The sequence below is a fragment of the Synergistales bacterium genome (genome assembly GCA_021736445.1).
Lineage (GTDB): Bacteria > Synergistota > Synergistia > Synergistales > Aminiphilaceae > JAIPGA01.
The window spans coordinates 15,220-36,047 of record JAIPGA010000012.1 but is presented as its reverse complement, the minus strand read 5'-3'; the positions used below and the strand labels follow the sequence as shown (position 1 = coordinate 36,047).

Here is a 20,828-nt window from a genome sequence, read left to right as displayed (position 1 = left end):
AATTGCATGCTAGGCTGATTTCTTCATGCACCCCTGCCTGGGAATCCCAGGGAACAGGGACTGTGCGGAGGAGGCGACTATGGCGCTTGGACCGGAACTTGTGACGCAGTGGTGCCGCGAATTGGAAGGGTGGTTCCCCAAACCCCGCAAGGTGCAGCGTCTTCGGGGCGGAGACCGCTGGGTTGTCCTTTCGTTTGCCGCTGAAAGACATCTCTTGCTCAGTTGGGATACAGAGGGATACGGGATTGCCGCTCTTCGACCTGAGATGATCGAGAAACTGGAGCGACACACCCCGGGTGTGTCCCCGCTGTTGCCTGCGTTGCGTGCGCATCTCCTGAGCACCCTGTGCACGGGATCACGGCAGCTCCAGCAGGACAGGGTGGTGGAACTCCACTTCCGGAAGACGATCGGGGCGGGATTTCAGAGCTCCCTGTATCTTATACTCGAAGCTACAGGTCGGTACAGTAATCTTATTCTTCTTGACGGCAGTCGCAACATCATTGAATCGGCCAAGCATGTCTACCCTGATATCAACCGCTATCGAAGCATCCACCCCGGCATCGGCTACACCCCTCCCCCACCTTTCGAAGGGACCCTTCTGGAGAACATTACCGAAGATTCCCCGGAAGCGTTCCTCTCTCTGAATGGATTCGGGAAACCCCTGCTCCGGCATATTCGTGCCTACTGGTCTGCATTCTCCGCGGAACGATGGTACGTTGCGCTGCAACGCACCTCTGATCCGGAGACCCCCTCGGATGCCCTGTTTCCGCAACTCTTGCCCCAGGGCTATCTCACCGCTTTCCCTGTTCTGCTGCCCCAGGCAAGAGTGGAGGAAAACGATGCCCTTTCCGAGAGTAGCGAGATAACAGCGGTCCCTATGCTTGATCGCCGCGCCCGGGCCTACAGGCAGGAACTGTTGCTTTACTTCAACAGGCGACACAGAGCGGTGGAGCAGCAACGCAAGGGACTGGCGAACAAAAGAAGGCGTTTCCAACAGAGTGAGACACTCCGTTTGTACGGGGAGCTGCTTCTGGCTCACAGCAAGCAGATTCCGAGGGGTGTCCGCGAGGTGGCGCTTCCCGATTGGAATCAACCAGGCAACGAGGTTTGCATCCCCATTGATGTCCAAAAAAGTGCCGTTGAAAATGCGCAAGGCTATTTCAGGAAATACAAAAAACACAAAAAATACGGCAAGGTCCTGGAAGAAGAGGAACAGCGGCTCAATAGCGAGATCACCGCCGTGGAGGAGGAAGCGTCTGTCGTCCAGGCGCTTGAGGATCCCGATCCCCTCCTGTCGCTGCGGAGAGAGGTGTTTGGAGCAGCAGCGGGAACGAAGAAGGGGAGTAAAAGAAGGGGGAAAAACAAAGAGCTCCCCCCGCATCTCTCCTACGAGTTTCCGTGGGGGAAGCTCTACATCGGGCTGTCGGCAAAAGGAAATCGCTATGTCACCTTTTCTCTAGCCAACCCAGAGGATATCTGGGCGCATGCCAAGGAGATCCCTGGGGCCCACGTTGTCGTCAAGCCTCACGGAAAGGACCTTCCAGCGGGCGCCGTCGAGCTGGCGTGCACCCTTGCGGCGCACTACAGCAAAGCACGGGAGAGCACACACGTGCCGGTGGACTATACGCTGCGGAAGCATGTCCGGCACATTCCAGGGGGCGGCCCGGCCTACGTTCGCTATGAGGACTACAGCACCCTGATTACCGAACCGACCGGAGCGCTCAAAATGCTTGAAGACGCTCAATCAGCTCCGGAGGGAGGGGCGATCTGAATTGGAGGAAGCGATTGGTTCGAGGGTGGCGGAACCCAAGTTTCCATGCATGCAGAAAAAGCCTTTCAAAATCTAGAAGCCGTGGGAACTCCGGTCCGTACAGTCTGTCCCCCACAAGAGGGTGTCCCTGTGCCGCACAATGCACACGGATCTGATGGGTGCGTCCGGTATGGAGCCTGCATTGCAGCAGGGAGGTTTTCCCGGCATAGCGCAATAGCTGGAATCCTGTTTTTGCGGCCTTTCCCGAGGAAATGACCGTCATCCTGATACGGTTGTGCGGGTCCCGTCCCAAGGGAAGGGCCACTGTTTTTTCCCTCCACTGCACACGCTTCCACGCCAGAGCGAGATAGTGCTTTTCCACCTGGCGGAGCCGAAAGGCCTGTCCCAGCTCCTCCTGGGCGTACTGATTCCGCGCGATGACCAGAAGACCTGAGGTTCCGGCATCGAGTCGGTGCACCAGACCGGGCCGTCGCAGATTGCCCCAGTCTTTTAGATCCGGGAAACGATGGAGCAGCCCCTGTACCAGCGTTCCATGCCAGTTTCCTGGGGCCGGATGGACGACAACACCGGCCGGTTTGTCCACAACGACACAGTCTTCGTCTTCATAGACAACCTGAAAGGGGACCTCTTCTGCTTCCAGCTGGAATTCGGACAGGAGGGGGAACTCGACGGTAACCCGGGTTCCAGAGGGGCATTTCAGTGAGGGCTTGACTGGAAACGCAGGGCTGGTGTGTACATTCCCGTTTCGGATGAGCCGGCCGGCACGGGAACGCGAGATCTCCAGCTTCTCTGCAACGACCACATCCAGTCGTTTTGTCTTATCCTTTCGACCCACAGTGAGGCCGATTTGCTCAAAGTCCTGAGCCTCCTGTTCCGATCTTCCGGTAGAATCGAAACCGCTTTCTCTTTCGTTTGTATTCAGCACAGAGCTGTCTTTTCCAACGAACGTCGTAGGATCTACCTCCTCTGCTCCCGTTTGCTCCGGCAGGAGCTGCAGTAACGGGCCCACGGCTTTACCCTCAGCCGCTCTTCACTGATCTCCTTGCGGCAGATTTCACAGTATCCAACCTCACCCGGTTTGTGAGCAATCTTATGGAGGGCGTGTTCGATTTCGCGGAGTACGTGCCTGAGTGTGGCGACATTACCTATATCGCTTTCCCTGCTGGCCAGGTAGGAGGCACCCTCTCCAAGATGTTCGGAATCAAGAAAGGGGGGATCCCCTGTGTCATCCGCTGCCACCTGCTCTTCAATTTGCTGCAAAAGTCCGTGATTGTGCGCATGCGCATGCTGCAGCCGTTGTTTCAGAGCTTCATAGTCCATTCGAGGAACGCCCTCCTCTCAAACTGCTAATGGGTACGGTATGCACCGTACCCATTATACGTCAGGATATCGTTGTACCAAGCGGTTTGTCACTCAGTCGAGCCGTTCTTCCGAAGAGAGCCTCTCCATGACTTCGGCACATCTCGGGCAGAGTCCATCCGCCGAGGCCTGTTCGGTAAATCGCCAGCAACGGGGGCACTTTTCGCCTTTTGCCGGGCCAATACCGATGATCAGGCCTGTCTGTTCGTCTTCAAACCTTTCCATTGATGCGGCGGGGGGCGCAAACGCCATCTGGGAAACGATGCACAGCTCTTCCCAGAAGCTGGGTTCCCGCCTCTGCATGGATGTCATTGTTTTTCCATCGCCGTCGATGGTAATCCTCGATTCGAGGGGATGTCCGATGATTTCCCGGCTTCTCGCTTGCTCCAGTGCTCTGCTCACCGCTCCTCGATAGGAAAGCAGTGTTTCCCATTCTTCTTCAAGTGCTCGGTCATCCGCCTGTTCCCAGATAGTGGGCCAATCCGCCAGAAGGACACTTTCCTGCATAGTCGGATCGATTTTGCGGAGATACTGCCAGATTTCTTCGGCGGTGAAGCTCAACACCGGGGCCAGCATCCGTGTCAGGGCGTCCAGCAGATACCACATCACCGTCTGAGCACTCCGCCTCCGGGTGTTGGAGGGGTGCTCGCAGTAGAGCCTGTCCTTTCCGGTATCCAGTAACAGGGAGCTGATTTCGTTGACACAGAACTGATGGATGATAAAGGTGGGCACATGGAACTCGTAACGGTCGAAGCTCTGTGTGCTCTTGCTGATGACGCGTTGCAACTTGGAGAGAATCCATTGGTCGATCTCCGTCAGCTCTTTGTAGGGAAGGATATCCGAGGGGGAGAAGCCGCGAAGGTTCCCCAACATAAAGCGCGCGGTATTCCTGATACGACGGTAGGACTCGACGAGGTTTTTGACGATGCTGTCCGAGATCCGGACATCATTGCGATAATCCGTGGACGCAACCCATAGCCTCAGGATATCGGCGCCGTATTTCTGGATGATCTCCTGGGGGGCGATGACGTTGCCCAGGGATTTTGACATCTTCCGTCCTTCACCGTCCACGATGAAGCCGTGGGTGAGAACGCTTCTGTAGGGTGCCCTTCCCCGAATCGCTACGGAGGTGAGGAGGGAGGTCTGGAACCAGCCTCTATGCTGGTCGCTCCCTTCCAGATACATATCAGCCGGCCAGGAGAGGTCGGGCCAGTTCTCCAGTACCGAGAGGTGACTGACGCCCGAATCGAACCAGACATCCATGATGTCCGTGTCCTTTCTCAGCTTCGTGGACCCGCAGGCCGGACAGCTGGCCAGGTCGCCCAGCAGATCCCGGGGACTCAACTCCCACCAGATATTGCTGCCTTCTTTGCGTACCCTGTCCGCCACACGTCTGATCCGGTCTGGCGTCAACACCAATCCGCCACAGTCGGAACAGTAGAACGCGGGGATCGGGACACCCCAGACACGCTGTCTGCTGATACACCAGTCGGACCGGTCCCGGACCATGTTCATGATACGGTCCTGTCCCCAGTGCGGGACCCACTGTACGTTGTCGATCTGTTGCAGCGCCTGCTTCCGGAATTGCGCCACCGAGACGAACCACTGTTCGGTGGCTCTGAAGATCACCGGCTGTTTGCAACGCCAGCAGTGTGGATAGGAATGGACAATCCTTTCTGTTCCCAGAAGACGGTTTCTTGTCCTGAGTTCATCGAGGATGACCTCGGCGCCATCGGAGAGATCCTTGCCGCCAACCAGTGGCGTATCGGGGAGGAATACCCCTTTCGAATCAACGGGATTCGCTACTACCAGGTTGTAGCGCATGCCTGTCTCGAAGTCTTCCACACCGTGACCTGGCGCGGTGTGGACACAGCCTGTTCCCTGATCAAGCTGGACATAATCGGCCAGAACGATGGGAAGCTCCCTGTCGTCGTAAAAGGGATGTCTTGTCATGGCCAGCTCGAGTTCTTTCCCCTTGACCGTGAGCAGAGGCTGGCCGAACTCCAGTCCGGAGATCCGCTCCATTTTTCCCTGGAGTTCCTTGGCGAAGAGATAGATGTGCCCGTCCTCTGTGGGGAAGAAGCCATAGGTGAGGGCAGGATGTATCGCAACAGCCTGGCTTGCTGGAAGCGTCCAGGTTGTTGTTGTCCAGATGAGTACCGATACCTCCTTGCCGGCCAGCGAAGGAAACCGATCCGAGATATCCAGAAGGGGGTAGGCTACATAGATCGAGGTGGACGACTCGTCTTCGTATTCTATCTCTGCCGCAGCGAGCGCCGTCTGGCAATCGGTGCACCAATAGACGGATTTCAAACCTTTGTAGATGAGCTCTTTTTCCGCCATATCGCTGAATGCTTCCAGCTGGGTCGCTTCGTATTCCGGACGGAAGGTGAGGTAGGGATTCCCCCACTCGCCAAGCACCCCAAGGCGTTTGAATTCCTCGCGCTGTACATCGATGTATTTCTCCGCATAGGCCTGGCACTGGGAGCGGAGGGTTGCCCCGGGGATTTCCTCTTTGGTGATGCCTTTCTCCCGTAACACACGGAGTTCAATGGGCAACCCGTGTGTGTCCCAGCCTGGGACATAGGGAGCGTAGTATCCGCGCATCCACTTGTATTTAGGTATGAAATCCTTCAATATTTTGTTAAAGGCTGTGCCAATATGAATGTTTCCGTTGGCGTAGGGCGGACCATCATGCAGTATGAAGGTTTCGTTGTTCGTGTTTTTTTCTCTCAGCTTGTTGTATATATCTTCGTTTTCCCAAAAACTCAAAAAATCCGGCTCTCTTTTAGCGAGGTTTGCACGCATAGGAAATTTTGTTTTGGGGAGATTTAACGTTTTTTTGAAATCTTGAGCCACTACAAGTCCCCCTCAGATTACGGTTAGCCGTCCCCTCAGGAGCAGAGGGGACGGCATGGAAGCGTTGGTTTCTTGACAGACGATGTCACTCATCGAGCCTTTGCCGTGCTTCTTGCGGCTGCGCGATCTGTGCGCAGTTATCCCGTTGTCGGCTTCGCCCGCTTTGCACGTAGTGTTTGGACGAAATGAACGATGACCAGGACGGAAAGCCCACCGATATCGCTCATCCAGCCGGGGATGAGAAGAGAGAGGGCTCCTGCCATCGCGATACCCCGCAGCCAGTAGGGGACATGAACCTTGTAGAACCCGATGGTGCTCATACCCAGGAGGAACACTCCGACTAAGGCGGTTATCAGGGCAACGGCAAAACGGACAGGCTCGACGTCCACCAGAACGAGCATAGGATTGAAGACATAGATGTATGGGATCAGGAATCCGGCGAGAGCCAGCTTTACCGCCGTTATCCCCGTTTTCATCGGATCATCACCCGCAATGCCCGCACCTGCGTAGGCCGCCAGTGCGACAGGAGGACTCAGGTCCGCGGCGATGCCGAAATACAGGACAAACATATAGGCCGCCATGGGCGGGACGCCGAGCTTGAAGAGTGCCGGAGCCGCCATGGTACTGGTGACAATGAAGTTTGCCGTGGTGGGCAGACCTGCGCCGAGCAGTATGCAGGCGACCATGGTGAGCATCAGCGTGGGGAGCATCAAACCGCCGGAGATCTGAACGATAGCATTGGCCAGCGCGAGTCCCAGACCCGTGAGTGTTGCGGTACCCACAATAATACCGACCGTGCCGCAGGCGCAGGCGACCCCCAGAGCGTTCCTGGCTCCCTGCTCCAGTGCGATGAGGAGTTTCTTGGGGGTCAGACGGGTGTCAGCGCGCAGCATGGAGATGGCTACGGTGATCAATATGCCGTTGAAGGCCGCTTTCAGCGGGGTGAGTCCGGTGACGAGGAAGTAGACGATCGCGATAACGGGAATCAAGAGGTGTCCCCGCTCTTTCAGCAGCGGACCAAACTTCGGCAGCTGTTCCCGGGGAAGGCCCCGCAGCCCCAGTCGCGTTGCTTCAAGGTGTACCTGTACGATGACGGCGAAATAGTACAGAAAGGCGGGAATAATGGCTGCCGCCGCGACCTGCAGATAGGGAACCTCCATCATGGAGGCCATGATGAACGCCGCCGCTCCCATGATCGGCGGCATGATCTGCCCTCCTGTGGATGCCACGGCTTCGACCGCCCCCGCAAAGTGGGGACGGTAGCCCACACTTTTCATGAGTGGAATCGTGAACATACCCGTTGTGCAGACATTCGCCACAGAAGAGCCCGAGATGGAACCCATAAAACCGGAGCTGATGACGGCCACCTTTGCCGGGCCTCCTGTTGAGTGGCCGGCCAGCGCCATGGAAAGGTCGATGATAAAGCGGCCCATCCCTGTCTGTTCCAGAAATGTCCCGAAGGTGATGAACATGAACACGAAGGTTGCCGACACCTGTAGCGGTGTTCCGAGGACACCTTCCGTTCCCAGGTACATGTGGTTGATAATGCGGAGCGTATTGTATCCTCGATGTGCGAAGAGAGCCGGGAAATAGCGTCCGTAGTAGCAGTAGAGGATGAACAGGATGCCGATCACAGGAAGGACCGGGTTTGACACCCGTCTGGTTCCCTCAAGTAACATGGCGATGGCCACGAAGCCCACAACAATATCGGCTGTAGTCGGCAGACCGGGGCGCATATTGAGTTCTTGATAAAAGAAGACATGATAGAAAAAGGCAAGAGAAGCGATTGCCGCAAGTACGAAGTCATACCATGGTATTTTTGCCGAGTTTGATTTTTTGAATCCGGGATACAAAAGAAAGACGAGCATCAGAATCATGCCTATATGGAACGAGCGTTGGATCTTTGCGGGATACAGACCAAAACCGGCTGTGTAGAGATGGAATCCGGCCAGGACAACACACAGTATGGTGATCAACCATGCTTGCCACCCACCCAACAACCGGTATCGCGCCTCAGTGTCAAATTGACGACGCAATTCGTCGAGGTCAATCTGATCCTCTCCCTGTTCGTGGAGAACCCCATTTGCATCGTATTTTTCCGTGCTGTCCGACACGCAACCTCACTCCATTCTGTATAAAGCTATCTATCCTGTACGCTTTCTCTGAAAGCGGGGATGATACCCTTCACAAAGCGTTCCTGTCTTTTCGAGAGAAGCGAAAGCCATTTTATTGGGCTGCTTCGAACAAGTTCTGCGTTCTTGCCCAGGGGAATACCTGATACCCTACGTCGATCCGAAGGAGCACATTTGGAATGCGCTGGTAAAGATCGTATCCGCAACACGGCGGTACAAAAAGTTTGTTTCGTCCTAGTTTCTCATTTCCAACTCTATAGTACAAGGGTGAAAACGTGTTTCCTCCCCCTCTGAAGATCATCCATTCATCGGTTTGTAGAAATGTTCCCTGAGGAGAGGCCTCGACGGGCAATCCGGCGTTATGGGAGACAACCCGTTCTTCCCACTGCCACAGGGTGCCGCCGGTCACCTTGTATTCGTCCTCCACTGGTGTCCTTTGTACGGAATGGATGTACCGGAGTACAATCGACTGTCCCGGTGCGATGGGGCGCCGGAAGAAGAGCTTCCCGTCAGGTGTGCCGATGGAAAGCATCGGAACGGGAGCTAGAACAAGAATGAGGACGCTCAACGCAACCGCAATAACAGCAAGGTTCCTTGCTCTGACGAACGGCACCTCAATCACACGCTTTCTGCTAACATGGTATTGTGCTTTTATTGAAAAACGGAAGAGGCCGAGGTACGCTTGGATCGCGATCTCAGCCTCATGTCTTTTCTCCCACTATTGGCGGGCCCGAGGCGATTCGAACGCCTGACCTACGGCTTAGGAGGCCGTCGCTCTATCCTGCTGAGCTACGGGCCCGTTTGGCATGGGTACTATAACGGCATGAAGCTTGTTGTGTCAAGCATCGCGGGCATTCTTTGCCCCGCAGGCCGTCGCGGTTCCAGGCCCCCCGGCGGAAAAGTGGCCGTGTCTCTACCGAAGCCCATTTTTTGGAGGGGGGAAGGTTGACATGACAGGCAGTGCGGCGCAGATTGTAAGCCTCCACGAGTGCACCATGACAGTAGACGAGGCCCTGGATGAGTTCCAGCTTGAATTGAGGGCGAACGGATACGCCCCGCGAACAATAGACGATTACGGCTGTCACGTGCGGCGCTTCTTTGGCCGGCACCACGAGGCGTGGAGCAAACACAAGGCCACGAGGCGGTATGTCCTGACGTACGTAGGCGAAGACGGCCTGGCCCCGGCTGGGGCAGTCACTGTCGTACAAGCTTTTCCGTGAGCGGGTTTTGAAAGGTGCGCCAATGGAGAAAGCTGTGCCGTGCTTGTCTGCAATCCCTTGCCATTTGTTCTTTGAGCTCATTGACGGATGTAAATCGTTGCTCGGGGCGGAGATGCTCCAAAAAGAAGATATAGAGGTGTTTCCCGTACAGGTTTCCATCAAAGTCGAGTAAATGAGCTTCCAGACGCAGGCTTCGGAGTCCCAAAAAGGTGGGATTGAACCCAACATTGACCGCGGCGGGGAGAAAGGATCCGTCAACGCCTGCCGCACAGGCGTATACGCCACTTGGTGGGAGCGCTTTTCCTTCCGGTACGAAGAGATTTGCCGTGGGGAAACCGAGACCGGCACCGCGTTGATCCCCTTCAACGACAGAGGAGTAGAGAAAAAAAGGGTATCCCAGAAACTGTTTTGCAGCCGTGACATTTCCTGAGGTCACAAGTTTCCGAATGCGGGTGCTGCTAATCTGCGTTCCCCCTACGACTACCGGGGAAATGATGTCCAGACTCCACTGGCGCTGCTGACAGGCAGAGCGCAGGAAATCAACCGTGCCAGATCGTCCCCGGCCGAAACAGAAATTGTGACCTACCACTAACCCCTCTACCTCGTGGTTGTGTTCGATGTATTCCAGAAAGTGTTCCGGCGTGCAATCCGCCAAACCCCGGGAAAAGGGGATGTACGCAACGCGGGGAACGGAAAACATGCGGTGAAGCGCTCTCTGTTCTTTGGGGAGGAAGAGGCGCTCGAAGGGAGAAGGCGAAAGAACTTCCTGAGGATGCGGGTCGAATGTGAGAACGCCCCACTCCTTGCCCTTGCGGGTTGCCATAGCACAGGCCCGGGAAAGCAGGAGTTGGTGTCCGAGATGGTATCCGTCAAAGGAGCCCAGGGCAGCAATCATCGCGCATGATCCCCTGCAAGGTGCAACACGGTCTCGGGCTGGAATGTGACGGTTGGTCCTGTTCTGTCGAGGGCGCCGAAGGCGTAGCAGTCTTCCCCTTCCACCACCAGCGGGGAATCAGAGGTCACCGATCCCCAGCCCTTTCTGGTCAGTCCCGAGAGAGGGATGGCCGATCCGTTCCGCAGCGGTTTCTGCCAGTTCCAGCTCGGTGCAAACCGGGTAAATTGGGACGCCAGGGTGTGAACCGGCAGCATGGAATGCTCCACTTCCCGGGAAGAACAGAGTCCATCAACGGACACCGCCTGACCGTTGCGGAATGCTCCTATGCTGGAACGCTCAAGCGACACCACATACCCTCCACATTGGAGCGCTTCTCCCAGATCCCGGGCGAGGCTTCGAATATATGTCCCTTTACCGCAGAGGACCCCGAGTTGCAGCGTCTCTGTTCCGGCGTTGTAGCCGAGAAAATCGATTCGGTTGATCGAGACAAGGCGGGGGGTAAGCCGGACGGTTTTCCCTGAACGCTGTAACGCATGGGCCCGTTCCCCTCCGACACGGACAGCCGAGATTGCAGGCGGCAGTTGTGCCTTTTCACCGAGGAAGGCAGGCAGGGTCGCTTTCAACCGCCGCAGCAGTTCTTCCTCAGGAGGGACGACGGTTGTTTCCAGTACCGTGCCGGTCCGATCGTCTGTATCGGTCACTGCTCCCAGCCGAATGGTGGCCCTGTAGTATTTGGGGAGTTTCATGACATACTGGCTCAGACGGGTTGCCCGTCCAATCAGGAGAATGAGCAGTCCCTCTGCCGGTGAGTCCAGGGTCCCCGCATGACCGACTTTGGTCTTTTTGGGAAGTCTGCGCCGCACCGAGGCAACCGCATCGGTGCTTCTCAAGCCAGCTGGTTTATTGAGGCAGAGAAGCCCGTTCAGCATAGTCCATCTCAATCCGATCACGCAGGGAGCTCCGTACTGTCTCGATAGGTGTGTCCGTCGAAAACGCCGCGGCCTGGAGATGACCGCCGCCGCCCCACTCGGTGGCGATCGCTCTTGCCGAGAGCTCTGTTCGTGAGCGGAGGCTTGCCCGGGTCTCGGCGCTGTTTTCGGTAAGAAGCAGGGCAAATTCAACCGAACGGAGACGGAATGCCTCGTTAACGAGGTTCTCGATGTCATCGCGTGTTGTCTGGGTTGCCTCGAAGTCCTCCTGACGCACCTCCATATAGGCAACCCTGCCCCCTGCCCACAGTGCGACACGTTCAAGCACGCGGCACCAGAGTCGCAATTTCCCGAGACTGTCCTGCGAGTAGAGGTGCTGTGCAATCTTTTCCGGCAGAACGCCGTATTGCAAAAGCTGCGCTGCAACCTGGTGTGTCCGGGGTGTGGTGTTACTGAAGGAAAATGCACCTGTATCGGTGGCGATCGCCACATAGAGCGCTTCAGCCTGGCTCTTCGAAACACCCCATCCTGCCTTTTCAAAGAGAGACCATATGATCTCTCCTGTTGCCGCTGCTTCCTTGTCGACATGATCCATGGTGCCGTACCCCGCATTGTCGCCGTGGTGATCAATCACGATGAGCGGCCTGCCCCCGCACTCCTCCGGGATTCCTGCAACGGCCCGGTCAGGGGTGCTGGTATCCACAACGATGATGCATCCCTCGGGGCCGGGGAAATCGCTGGGGAGTGTGGAGCGTTGTTCGTAACAGTCCACATGCCTGATGAAGGAAAAAACCGCAGGAATGGGGCTCTTCCCTATCCATCTACAGCCTTTTCCCATCATTTGCGCTGCTTCGTAGAGGGCAGCGGCGCAACCCAGGGTATCGCCGTCGGGTTTTTCGTGGCTGATCAGAAGCCAGGTATCCGCTGTTTCCATTGTTTTGATGATGGATGCAAGGTCAGATTGCTTGGGAGCATGCCTAGACATCTTCGTCGGTCTCCTCATTCTTGGAATGACTCTGCGTCTCGGGAAGGGAGTCAAGCAGCCTGTCGATTTCCCGGGCACGTTCCTCCGAAACGTCCACAATAAAGTGCAGTTCCGGGATTTGTCTCAGATGGAGATGTTCGCCCAGCATCCCCCGCAAGACACCGGATACCCCTTCCAGGGCCTGTTTGATTTCTCCTCTCCTGTGTTTATCGATGACAGTAAAAAACACCTTCGCGTGGGCGAGGTCTTTGGAGCATTCCACGTCGGTGATGACCGCTTCCTTAGCCGGCCCCTTCTTGATCCTTCTCTGCAGGGTTTCGGAGATTGCCCTCTGTAGCTGACTGTTGATCCGTTTCATTCTGAAACTCGTCATAACGGAAAACCCCTTGTTCTCTTCGGTACACTTCAAAATCCCCCTGGTCCTCGCGTCTGCCAAGGTACTCATCGAGTGCTGCGATTTTCTCCCGCAACGAAACCTCGGCACTTCCGGCGCTGACAATGCAGAGCACACCCTTTGTCACGGACTCGTCGGGACTCAGGTCGGCCACGGAGACATTCCACCCGCGTCTGAGATGGTCCGTCAAAGATCGTGTGATCTGCCGCCTATCCTTCCTGGTCTGTGCCCAGGGGACGGTGAACTCGGCAATATAGTACCCAAAGAAGGGTCGGTTCGATGCGGGGTGTCTCTTCATTCGAGATTGCGCTTCTCTTCAATCATCTCATAGGCTTCTACAACATCGCCTTCTCGAATGTCCTGAAAGTTTGCAAAGTCCATTCCGCATTCGTACCCTTGCGCAACCTCGCGGACGTCGTCCTTGAAACGCTTTAGGGCCGACAGGGACCCATCCCAGGTAACCACACCATCTCGGACAATGCGCACCTTTGCATTGCGGCGGATCGAACCGTTCGTGACGTAACAGCCCGCAACCTTGCCTGCCTTGGGCACCTTGAATACCGCTCTGATCTCGGCCTCTCCGATGATATGTTCCCGGACTGTCGGGGCAAGCATGCCCTCCAGGGCGCTCCGCACATCTTCGATCAGGTCGTAGATGACCCGATACAGACGTACCTGCACACCTTCTTTTTCTGCGAGTTTTTTTGCATTCGAGTCTGGACGGACATTAAACCCGATGACGATGGCATCCGACACGGAAGCCAGCTGGATGTCCGACCCGGAAAGCCGTCCCACGCCTTCGTGGATGATATTCAGGCCCACCTCTTCGGTCGGCAGTTTCTGAATGGACCCCTTCAATGCTTCCAGAGATCCCTGGACGTCGGCCTTGATGACCAGATTGAGCTGGGGTATCGACCCTTCCCGCATCTGTTCGTAGATCTGTTCCAGGGTTGGTTTGTTGGCCTTGACAACCTGCTGTTCGCGCTTCTCCTGCTGCATGCGGTTGACGGCATCCCGGGCGTCCTTTTCATGAGCTACCTTATGGAATCGCTCTCCCGCGTGCGGGACACCGTTCAAGCCCAGGATCTCCACCGGGGTGCTCGGACCTGCCGTATCCACAGGTGCACCCGTGTCGGAGATCATCGCTCGGATACGGGCCCAGGTGGTCTCCGCAAGGATAATGTCGCCGCGCATCAGGGTGCCTTCCTGTACGATTACAGTGCCGACGGCACCTTTGCCCTTGTCAAGCCGGGCTTCGATAAAAACACCTTTGGGATCTACCGTTGGATCGGCCTTCAGCTCTTCCATCTCGGCGGTAAGGGTGACCATTTCCAGAAGCTGGTCTACCCCGATCCCTTTTTTGGCGGATACCTCGATCATGATTGTATTGCCGCCCCACTCTTCCGGGATCAGCTTGTGCTCGGAGAGCTGCTGGCGGACCCTGTCCGGGTTGGCTTCGGGTTTGTCGATTTTGTTGATAGCAACAACGATGGGTACTCCGGCGGCTTTAGCGTGGTTGATGGCTTCCACCGATTGCGGCATCAGGCCATCCTCCGCGGCGACGACCAGAATGGCGATATCCGTCACTTGTGCTCCCCGGGAGCGCATTTCGGTGAAGGCCTCGTGTCCAGGCGTGTCGAGGAAGACGATTGTACCGCCTTCATGTTGCACCACAGAGGCCCCGATGTGTTGGGTAATGCCGCCGGCTTCGGCGTCAGCAACCTTTGTTTCCCTGATATAATCCAGCAACGTTGTCTTTCCGTGGTCAACGTGGCCCATTACGGTGACGATCGGCGGCCTTGGTCCAAGGTGTTCCCCCGATGGTCTCTCCTTCAGTGTCTTTGCCGGGGTTGCTTCGGTGCTTTCTTCCTCAGGGCCCTTTTTCGATTCAGCTGACTGGACCAGCTTTTTCCCGAAGGCATGGCTGAGCGAGCGGAGGATAGACTCGTCAACCGGAGCATTGGCCGGTACCATCATGCCATCCTGGATCAGTGTGTTGACAGCTTCCCCCGGGCTGACACCAAGGATGCCGGCGACATCGGAAACCGTGCTTTCCATAGGCACGGCGAGGGTTTCTTCCTCTTTTTGATGCTCTTTCACTACCGATGGCTTTCCTGCTTCAAGTACAGTGTCTTCCACAAGCTGTGCGGTTTCGGTATCAATGGAACTCATGTGACTCTTCACTTCTACGTCTAGCGAGTGAAGGATCTCCATAAGCTCCTTGTTTGATTTTCCTAACAGCTTAGCGAGTTCGTAAATGCGTATTTTACTCAAGGCGTTCGCCTCCCTCTGTACATAACGTCTTGATAGGGGATACCAGGTCGTGACCGTGCGGCAAACCTGCGATCTGTGTAGCCGACCTGCCGCGGGAGAGTAGGAGTGCATCCCGGCGTACTGGGAGTACCGTAACGGTGCAGACTCCCCGTTGCCTATACCCGTACAGCTTCCGATGCACATTGTCCGCGCAGTCCGTTGTCACGAACAGTTCGAGTTTCTTCCCCTTCCGGAGTGCCTCAATAACTCTATCTTGACCAATGATCAGGCTGCCGCTTCGTGTAGCAAGCTGAAGGTAGGAAAGAATCCTTTGTGTGTTATTGTTACTCATCCGGGCTTTCCTTTGCCCTGTTAGGGGCTGGACTTGTCATATAATGTTCTAGCAATATATTGTACACTTCCTGCGGCACCCCTGTTTTGAGGGCGCGCGCTAACGCTTTCCGCTTTCGAGCTTTCCTGACACACTCGGGATCGCGGCAAAGGTAGGTGCCTCTTCCCGGCGCTTTCCCTGTCGGGTCGATCCGAACCTCGCCTTGCGGGGTTCGAACTATCCGGATCATCTCTTTTTTGGAATGCTCGCTCCCGCAGCCGGCACAAGTGCGGGGGCGACGTTTTCTTACCCCTCTTCCTTGTTTTCCCATTCCTTTGAGGTGCCTCCCTTTACGATATCCTCAAAGAGGTCCTGCAGCGTGGGCATCCGTTCCGGTTCCAAAACCTTGATATCGATCTTCCAGGAGGTTAAGCGTGCCGCCAACCTGACATTCTGTCCGGCCTTCCCGATAGCCAGGGACAACTGATCGGGGCGAACGAATACACGAACCGCCTTTTCCGTTTCCAGCACAGGCTCCACTTTAACCACCTTAGCTGGAGAAAGGGAATTTTTGATAAACTGTAGTGGATCGTTGTTCCAGATAATAACATCCATGCGCTCGCCGCCGAGTTCCTCGCCGATTGACTTGATTCTGGCTCCCTTGGCCCCCACACAAGCGCCGACGGGATCGACATTTGGGTCAGTTGTATGAATGGCTACCTTGGAACGCGCCCCTGCCTCCCGTACAATCCCCTTGATTTCAAGCGTGCCCTCCTGAATTTCCGGAACCTCGAGTTCCAGAAGCCTGCGGAGTAAGCCGGGATGGGTGCGGGAGACAACGATACGGGGTCCCCTGGTTGTCCGTCGTACATCCAGGAGATAGAATTTCTTTCGGTGACCCGGAGCATAGTATTCTCCGACAATGCGCTCATCACGTGGAAGGATTGCCTCTGTTCGGTCGTTCAGGCGTACGAGGACATGTTCCTCTTCAGCTTTAAAGACAATGCCGTTCACCAGTTCTCCGACGCGTCCCGAAAACTCGTCGAAGATCACCTGTCGTTCGGCGTCCTTCAAACGTTGGATGATCACCTGCCTGGCTGTTTGTGCAGCGATTCGGCCAAAACCTTGGGGATACACCTCCATCCTGATGAGGTCGCCAGTATGGATGTCATTGTACCCCTTTTCCCTGGCCTCCTCTAAACTGATCTCCGTGTCGGAATGTTCAACCTCTTCGACAACCTGACGTACCTCGTGGAGCGAGAACTCCCCGTTTTCCAGATCGAGATGAACCTCAACATTCTGATTGCCGCCCTTGTGCTTTCGGTACGCCGACACGAGTGCGGCTTCCAGGCTCGCCTTGATGGTTTCTGTGGGCAGCCCCTTTTCCTCTTCTATTTGCCTTAACGCCCGAACGAAATCGCGACCTAAAGACATCTTTTCGTACCCCTCCTTCACCAGCGCTCTTTCGAGGGTTGCTCAAAAACAAGTCTGGCTTTGTTAATGCGACCGATCTCTATCTGTTCTTCTGTTCCGTCGTCGAGTTGCAACGTTATGGCTGTGTTGTCCGCAGCGACGATGACCCCCGTGAGGCGCCGCTTTTTCGGGCTGTCTTGTCTGGAGATGCTCAGCCTCGCCTTTTTGCCGGTAAAGCGCAAAAAATCCTTTGGTCCATGTAACGGTCGCTCTACCCCCGGCGAGCTGACCTCAAGGAAATATCGGGCCTCAAAGATCTCAGGTCTGGCGTCCAGGAAGGAGCTGATGTGTTTGGAGACGGTTTCGCAGTCCTCCACACCGACACCGTCAGGGGTATCAATCAATATGCTGAGCACCTTCCTGCCCTGTTCAGTGCGGGCCTTGATTTCTACACATTCATAACCCATTTCTTCAACCAGAGCAGATACTCTATCAGTAGGCAGTGGTTTTCGTGTCTTTTTTTGTTTCATCAGTTATCCCCCTACCGAGGCATATTGGGTGTATGCGAAAAAAGAAAGAGTGGGACGCGCCCACTCTTTCGATCGTTCCGCATTCCACCTGTGACCAATGAGGAAGTATAGCATGAAGGCTAGTGCGAAACAAGTTCCTCGATCCGCTCTGTGACCGGGCCGTGATCGTGTCACTTTGATCCGGAAGGGAGATGACGTCACTCTTTGACAGGGAATACTCGGCATCCTTCCAACCAGGCGGATTGTGTCTGAACCGGCGGATCGGCGCATTTGGCTTTAGGGAACGGACAATCTTTCACGGTTCGTGGCGACCATATAGCATGGCTATGGTATAATTCCGCTGATTTCCACTATATTGCAACACATTCCGGCTTGCTGGACTCAGACGCGGAAATCGTTGAGGTGGATGCATGCGGCAAAAGAGGACCCCTTCCTCACGCGAACAAGAAAGACACGCACAGTCGAAACCCCCCAGAAAACGCCGGGGTTTGCTCTCCGGCTTCCTCCTTATGATGCTTCTCCTTGTGTTGATCGCTATTGGAGCTGTGTCGGTATGGCTTGCTCTGTTTGTGAAGGAAATCAGTGCGGATCTTCCCACAACAGATGAAATCATCAAGCAGAAGCCGAGTCTTGCCTCTATCATTTACGACAGGGATGGTGAAGAGATAGCCACGCTGTTCCAAAAAAACAGGGTATGGGTGCCCTATCACTCCATTTCGCCCTGGCTGCGCAAGGCTGTCATCGCTGCCGAGGATGCCACGTTTTACGAACACGGCGGGCTTGATTTCTCCGGCATACTCCGTGCGCTCTGGATTGATATACAAAAGGGAGGAATACATCAGGGGGGCAGTACGATAACACAGCAATTGGCGAGGAATCTCTTTCTTTCCAGAGAGCAGACTATCACCAGGAAAGCCAAAGAGGCCATTCTTGCCATGCGGATCGAACGCCTCTTCTCCAAGGAACAGATTCTTGAGATGTACCTGAACACCATCTATCTCGGTCATGGGACCTGGGGTATTGGGGCTGCTGCCAAGCAATACTTCGGCAAGCCCGCCGGCTCGCTGACGCTGGCTCAAGCCAGCGTGATCGCTGGTTTGATCGCTGCCCCCGAGCGTTTCAGTCCCTTCAAGCATCCCGAGCGTGCACGGGAGCGGCAGCGTTATGTGCTCCAGCAGATGGTGGATATCGGCTACATCAATCCACAGGAGATGCGCCGTACCCTGGAACAGGATCTCCATCTCGTCCAGGAATCGAAGCGCAAGGTCGGACTGCTTTCTTCGAGAGCCCCTTATTTTACCTCCTATCTTCTTTTTAAAAAGCTGCTCCCCGCCTACGGGACCGACCAGGTTTACGAAGGAGGGCTCCGTGTTGAAACGACGTTGGATCTGGAGCTCCAGCAGGTAGCCCAGGAGGCAGTGAGCAAACTCGACTCGGAAGGGGCGCTGATCGCCCTTGCTCCCAGCACCGGAGAGATCCTCGCCATGGTTGGAGGGAAGGACTTTGCCGAAAGTAAGTTCAACCGTGCGATCCAGGCCTTCCGGCAGCCCGGCTCCGCCTTCAAGCCGATTGTGTACACGGCGGCGCTTCAGGAGGGGATACGTCCTATTGATCGCGTGCTGGATGCGCCTTTGGAATTCGGAAATGGTTGGAAGCCAGGTAATTACAGTGGGGAATTCCATGGCGAGATGACCATCGCCAATGGTCTCGTGCATTCCTACAACGCTGTCGCGGTTCGGGTGGCCAATCTCACAGGCATTGACAAGGTCATTACCATGGCCCGCAAACTGGGGATCACGTCCCCCCATCTCCCCCATGATCTTTCCGTGGCGCTGGGTTCCGCAAGTATCACGCCTCTTGAGCTGGCTCGATGTTACTGTGCCTTTGCCAATGGGGGGTACAAGGTGACGCCCTATGCGATCCAGAAGATTCGGACCTCGGAAGGGCAGATGCTTGAGCAAAACGGGCCTTCCATCGTGGCGGCCATTGATCCGCAGCATGCCGTCACGATGCGTTCGCTGCTCCGCCAGGTAGTGCTCCAGGGGACTGGAAGGCGGGCCCGTATCCCAGAACAGTATACCTTCGGGAAAACGGGGACGACCAATGGCTTTATCGATGCCTGGTTTGTAGGAGGGGCACCGGGGCTGGTCGTCGCCGTGTATGCGGGAAAGGACGATCACTCGAAGCTGGGTTACAAGGCTACGGGAGGGAAGATTGCCGCACCGGTATGGAAGGAGTTCGTCAGCCAGGCTATCGAGATCCTCGATCTCCCTTCCTCCTTTGTAGGTCAGGAGAGCATCGATGAATCCGTTTCGATCTGCACCGAAACCGGGTTTCTTGCGACCCCCCAGTGTTCATCGCTCCAATTGCTGCTCCCGAAGGAGGAAGTGCCGGAATCAAGCTGCCCCCTGCATGGAGGCGACTTCTTTCTGGCGGAGCAGGATACCAATGCACCGAAACTCTATCTTATCGATGACGACGACACGAAGATGGCCAAGTATTCTATCGAGGTTGCGCAGGCACCCAATATCCCGGCGGAACAGCGGCATGGACAGGTGCAGAAACAGGATATTCCGGACGATGCCGTTCCCTCTCTGCAACAGGATGCCTACCAATCCGATCCCAGTCCGGCTTCGCAGGTGGAAAAGCGCTATCAGGACCTGTTGCAGCAGTACGGGCTTTCCAACTAGACCCTCAGTCCGGGAACCGCTGTAGCGGCCAGGGGGATGGCATGGCGATCTGCTGGAAGTAGTGGAGAGCGTAACGGTCCGTCATGCCTGAAAGAAAATCGATGAGCTCCTGTATGGCCGTAGCTGTCTCCCTGCTCTCTCCCTGGAGGAGATGGAAAAACAGTGTCCGCAGGACGTGCCGCACCTTGGGGCGTTCCCTGTTGGCCCGTTGCCCCGAATAGACCTGTTCGTAGAGGAAATGCCGCAGCTGTTCGACGGTCTCCATGATCGGGGCGCTCATAGTTATGCCTTCCGCTCCGCTCTGTTGAATGATGTCGGTAACAATCGTATCGATCCGGTCGCCGTGACTGTCTCCCAGATCTCTGATAATCCCGGAGGGTACCTGGGCTGTACGCAGAATTCCTCCCCGCAGCGCATCGTCCAGATCGTGATTGAGGTAGGCCACCGAATCAGCAATGCGGACCACCCAGCCTTCGTGGGTTGCCGGAACGTTCTGCGTAAAGCCATGGCGCACGTTTATCTGACCTTTGGAATGGTAGAGGATTCCATTACGTACTTCCCAGGTGAGATTGAGTCCCTGTCCTTTCTTTTCCAGGTGTTCCACTACCCGAAGGCTCTGTGCGGCATGGCGGAATGGGGGGAGCCCATATTCCTCCGCAAGCTCCCGGAGCGTCCGTTCCCCCATATGTCCGAAGGGCGTATGGCCCAGATCGTGGCCCAGGGCGATGGCCTCGGTAAGGTCTTCGTTCAACCCAAGTGCCCTTGAGATGGTCCGTGCGATCTGCGCGACCTCCAGTGTATGGGTTAATCTGGTCCGGTAGTGGTCGCCCTCGGGGAGCAGCAGTACCTGGGTCTTATGTTTGAGGCGCCGAAAGGATTTGCAATGTATGATACGGTCCCGGTCACGCTGGAAGGCGGTACGCACCGTACATTCCGGTTCCTCGCGTGCCCTCCCGCGGGTCTCCGCGCTCTTTGTCCCCCAGGGGGAGAGGATCTCCGCTTCGAGCTGTTCCCACCGTGTCCGCAGATTCATCCTGCATATCACCTCATTGGCAGGGCCCGGGTAC

General features: G+C 55.9%; 17 protein-coding genes and 1 tRNA gene. 2 read left to right on the top strand and 16 right to left on the bottom strand.

The genetic code is table 11. The features are described from left to right. Positions 1 to 79 precede the first annotated feature (79 nt). Positions 80 to 1,771 (top strand): NFACT family protein, encoded by a 1,692-nt coding sequence (locus K9L28_03555; protein ID MCF7935407.1) that lies wholly within the window; start codon positions 80 to 82, stop codon positions 1,769 to 1,771. Here K9L28_03555 and K9L28_03550 read toward each other — a convergent pair. The 15 genes from K9L28_03550 to K9L28_03480 form a co-directional block, all read right to left on the bottom strand. Further along, on the bottom strand, positions 1,722 to 2,618 hold the full coding sequence (locus K9L28_03550) for an RluA family pseudouridine synthase (GenBank protein ID MCF7935406.1): 897 nt from the start codon (positions 2,616 to 2,618) through the stop codon (positions 1,722 to 1,724). The genes K9L28_03555 and K9L28_03550 overlap by 50 nt on opposite strands. 110 nt (positions 2,619 to 2,728) lie before the next feature. Continuing rightward, complete coding sequence (locus tag K9L28_03545; protein MCF7935405.1) at positions 2,729 to 3,091, bottom strand: TraR/DksA C4-type zinc finger protein; 363 nt, start codon at positions 3,089 to 3,091, stop codon at positions 2,729 to 2,731. 93 nt (positions 3,092 to 3,184) lie between these two features. Beyond that, the gene (gene ileS / locus K9L28_03540) at positions 3,185 to 5,989 is read right to left on the bottom strand and encodes an isoleucine--tRNA ligase (protein MCF7935404.1); all 2,805 of its coding nucleotides are present in this window, start codon (positions 5,987 to 5,989) and stop codon (positions 3,185 to 3,187) included. 137 nt (positions 5,990 to 6,126) lie between these two features. Further along, the gene (locus tag K9L28_03535; protein ID MCF7935403.1) at positions 6,127 to 8,103 is read right to left on the bottom strand and encodes a TRAP transporter permease; all 1,977 of its coding nucleotides are present in this window, start codon (positions 8,101 to 8,103) and stop codon (positions 6,127 to 6,129) included. 112 nt (positions 8,104 to 8,215) lie between these two features. Beyond that, on the bottom strand, positions 8,216 to 8,743 hold the full coding sequence (locus K9L28_03530; protein MCF7935402.1) for a DUF1850 domain-containing protein: 528 nt from the start codon (positions 8,741 to 8,743) through the stop codon (positions 8,216 to 8,218). Positions 8,744 to 8,843: 100 nt separating this feature from the next. After that, positions 8,844 to 8,920: transfer RNA gene (locus K9L28_03525), tRNA-Arg, on the bottom strand. 395 nt (positions 8,921 to 9,315) lie between these two features. After that, positions 9,316 to 10,236 (bottom strand): riboflavin biosynthesis protein RibF, encoded by a 921-nt coding sequence (gene ribF, locus K9L28_03520; protein MCF7935401.1) that lies wholly within the window; start codon positions 10,234 to 10,236, stop codon positions 9,316 to 9,318. Next, positions 10,233 to 11,126, bottom strand: coding sequence for a tRNA pseudouridine(55) synthase TruB (gene truB, locus K9L28_03515; GenBank protein ID MCF7935400.1), 894 nt, complete (start codon positions 11,124 to 11,126; stop codon positions 10,233 to 10,235). Before truB ends, ribF begins: the two co-directional genes overlap by 4 nt. Positions 11,127 to 11,136: 10 nt before the next feature. After that, positions 11,137 to 12,150: a bifunctional oligoribonuclease/PAP phosphatase NrnA gene (locus K9L28_03510; protein MCF7935399.1), complete on the bottom strand. Its 1,014-nt coding sequence runs from the start codon at positions 12,148 to 12,150 to the stop codon at positions 11,137 to 11,139. Beyond that, complete coding sequence (rbfA, locus tag K9L28_03505; GenBank protein MCF7935398.1) at positions 12,143 to 12,523, bottom strand: 30S ribosome-binding factor RbfA; 381 nt, start codon at positions 12,521 to 12,523, stop codon at positions 12,143 to 12,145. The genes K9L28_03510 and rbfA overlap by 8 nt, the downstream gene beginning before the upstream one ends. Further along, entirely contained in the window at positions 12,432 to 12,842 is a 411-nt protein-coding gene (locus tag K9L28_03500) for a DUF503 domain-containing protein (GenBank protein MCF7935397.1), read from the bottom strand. Before K9L28_03500 ends, rbfA begins: the two co-directional genes overlap by 92 nt. After that, the gene (infB, locus tag K9L28_03495; GenBank protein MCF7935396.1) at positions 12,839 to 14,818 is read right to left on the bottom strand and encodes a translation initiation factor IF-2; all 1,980 of its coding nucleotides are present in this window, start codon (positions 14,816 to 14,818) and stop codon (positions 12,839 to 12,841) included. The genes K9L28_03500 and infB overlap by 4 nt, the downstream gene beginning before the upstream one ends. Before the next feature lie 323 nt (positions 14,819 to 15,141). Beyond that, complete coding sequence (locus tag K9L28_03490; protein ID MCF7935395.1) at positions 15,142 to 15,459, bottom strand: YlxR family protein; 318 nt, start codon at positions 15,457 to 15,459, stop codon at positions 15,142 to 15,144. Continuing rightward, positions 15,435 to 16,562 (bottom strand): transcription termination factor NusA, encoded by a 1,128-nt coding sequence (gene nusA / locus K9L28_03485; GenBank protein MCF7935394.1) that lies wholly within the window; start codon positions 16,560 to 16,562, stop codon positions 15,435 to 15,437. Before nusA ends, K9L28_03490 begins: the two co-directional genes overlap by 25 nt. Positions 16,563 to 16,579: 17 nt before the next feature. Continuing rightward, positions 16,580 to 17,071 carry a ribosome maturation factor RimP gene (locus K9L28_03480; protein MCF7935393.1) on the bottom strand — a complete coding sequence of 164 codons (492 nt, stop codon included), beginning with the start codon at positions 17,069 to 17,071 and terminating at the stop codon, positions 16,580 to 16,582. A 410-nt stretch (positions 17,072 to 17,481) separates the two neighbouring features. Here K9L28_03480 and K9L28_03475 point away from each other — a divergent pair, with 410 nt between their 5' ends. Next, complete coding sequence (locus K9L28_03475; GenBank protein MCF7935392.1) at positions 17,482 to 19,761, top strand: PBP1A family penicillin-binding protein; 2,280 nt, start codon at positions 17,482 to 17,484, stop codon at positions 19,759 to 19,761. Between the two features lie 4 nt (positions 19,762 to 19,765). Here the strand turns inward: K9L28_03475 and K9L28_03470 are convergent, their stop codons facing one another. Continuing rightward, positions 19,766 to 20,794 (bottom strand): deoxyguanosinetriphosphate triphosphohydrolase, encoded by a 1,029-nt coding sequence (locus tag K9L28_03470; protein ID MCF7935391.1) that lies wholly within the window; start codon positions 20,792 to 20,794, stop codon positions 19,766 to 19,768. Between the last annotated feature and the right edge of the window lie 34 nt (positions 20,795 to 20,828).

Excerpts from the sequence above, each read along its gene's own strand:
- ribF (MCF7935401.1), bottom strand. The coding sequence starts at position 10,236 with ATGATTGCTGCCCTGGGCTCCTTTGACGGATACCATCTCGGACACCAA.
- K9L28_03510 (MCF7935399.1), bottom strand. The coding sequence starts at position 12,150 with ATGTCTAGGCATGCTCCCAAGCAATCTGACCTTGCATCCATCATCAAA.
- K9L28_03470 (MCF7935391.1), bottom strand. The coding sequence starts at position 20,794 with ATGAATCTGCGGACACGGTGGGAACAGCTCGAAGCGGAGATCCTCTCC.
- K9L28_03475 (MCF7935392.1), top strand. The coding sequence starts at position 17,482 with ATGCGGCAAAAGAGGACCCCTTCCTCACGCGAACAAGAAAGACACGCA.
- K9L28_03480 (MCF7935393.1), bottom strand. The coding sequence starts at position 17,071 with ATGAAACAAAAAAAGACACGAAAACCACTGCCTACTGATAGAGTATCT.
- K9L28_03490 (MCF7935395.1), bottom strand. The coding sequence starts at position 15,459 with ATGGGAAAACAAGGAAGAGGGGTAAGAAAACGTCGCCCCCGCACTTGT.
- K9L28_03500 (MCF7935397.1), bottom strand. The coding sequence starts at position 12,842 with ATGAAGAGACACCCCGCATCGAACCGACCCTTCTTTGGGTACTATATT.
- rbfA (MCF7935398.1), bottom strand. The coding sequence starts at position 12,523 with ATGACGAGTTTCAGAATGAAACGGATCAACAGTCAGCTACAGAGGGCA.
- K9L28_03555 (MCF7935407.1), top strand. The coding sequence starts at position 80 with ATGGCGCTTGGACCGGAACTTGTGACGCAGTGGTGCCGCGAATTGGAA.
- nusA (MCF7935394.1), bottom strand. The coding sequence starts at position 16,562 with ATGTCTTTAGGTCGCGATTTCGTTCGGGCGTTAAGGCAAATAGAAGAG.
- K9L28_03545 (MCF7935405.1), bottom strand. The coding sequence starts at position 3,091 with ATGGACTATGAAGCTCTGAAACAACGGCTGCAGCATGCGCATGCGCAC.